Below are 1,228 nucleotides of genomic sequence, written 5' to 3'. Positions count from 1 at the left end.
ACGGGCCGTCTGGGCGGCCGGGTCGGTGAGTCCTCCCCGCGAGCGCGGGGGTCAGCCGGAGCAGGAGAGGCCGCGCGACCTGTCGGGCGTGTCCTCCCCGCGAGCGCGGGGGTCAGCCGACTCCGGACGCTGGTCACGCCTACCGCTGGTGGTCCTCCCCGCGAGTGCGGGGGTCAGCCGGCGGACCGGTTCACTCTGCTGAGCCAGTTCAGGTCCTCCCCACGAGCGCGGGGGTCAGCCGTCGGAGCGCTCGCCGCGATCCATGGGAGACCGGTCTTCCCCGCGGGCGCGGGGGTCAGCCGCTCCTGGGCGGCGGCCGCACCTGGGGGCACTTCGGTCCTCCCCGAGCCAGCGGGAGATCGGTTCGTCTTCGGGGCCGGCCGTCGTGCGGTGCTGCGGATCTCCGGGCGCTGTAGCCCTTGGCGGTGGCCCCCCGACTCCGCCCACACAGGCTCAAGCACCACCCAGGCCTTCAGCGGTGACGGCGAAGAACAGTGTCCGGGCCGTCTGCCACGATGAACGCTGCCCCTTGACACCTCAACAGGCCGACCCGCCTCGTACTTCTCGGCAAACTGGTCAAGAAACAGCAAAGTCGTCAGAACGGTGCAGGTCACGAAGGGTCCTCCCCGCGCCCGCGGGGGTCAGCCGGACTCGAACATCTGTTTTCAGCCACGAGGCTGGTCCTCCCCGCGAGCGCGGGGGTCAGCCGAAGATCGAGGCCCCGCAGGCGCGGGGGTCAGCCGGCCACCCCCTCCTCCTCCCTCGGCTCAGCCCCGTCCTCCTCGCGAGCGCGGGGGTCAGCCGACGTAGCAGGAGACGTCGCCGGCCTTCTTGCCGTACTCCCCGCGAGCGCGGGGGTCAGCCGTCGACGTCCACCTGCTCGTCAAGGCCGAGCTCGTCCTCCCCGCGCCCGCGGGGGTCAGCCGCGGTCGAAGGCGCGCTGCCGGTGTTGGGCTGGTCCTCCCCTCGCCCGCGAGGGTCCGAAACTGGTAGGAGTCGTTGTTCGACTGGTCTGAATGGATCCTTCGATGTCCGATGTCCGTGACGCACCGTAACCGATTGGGGCGTTCCCGAAAGGGACGCAAGGTCGGCCAATCCCGCCTGTTAGGTCCAGTTGATGAGGATCTTCGAAATTGGCTCTGACCGGAGTTCCGGATGCTGTTGGTGATCTTCATGAGTGACGGGTTCGAGTCCCGCCATCCGGTTGTTGGCAGAGTTGCTGGAATCG

At 69.5% G+C, this 1,228-nt stretch carries 1 CRISPR repeat array.

The window, feature by feature from the left end:
• Positions 1-29: 29 nt before the first annotated feature.
• Positions 30-302: direct repeats of the CRISPR family, unit length 29 nt; unit sequence GTCCTCCCCGCGAGCGCGGGGGTCAGCCG.
• Positions 303-1,228 lie beyond the last annotated feature (926 nt).

It is taken from the genome of Kitasatospora sp. NPDC001119 (assembly GCF_053598475.1).
Note: the sequence above shows the minus strand (reverse complement) of the source record. Positions and strands in the feature narration are given on the sequence as shown.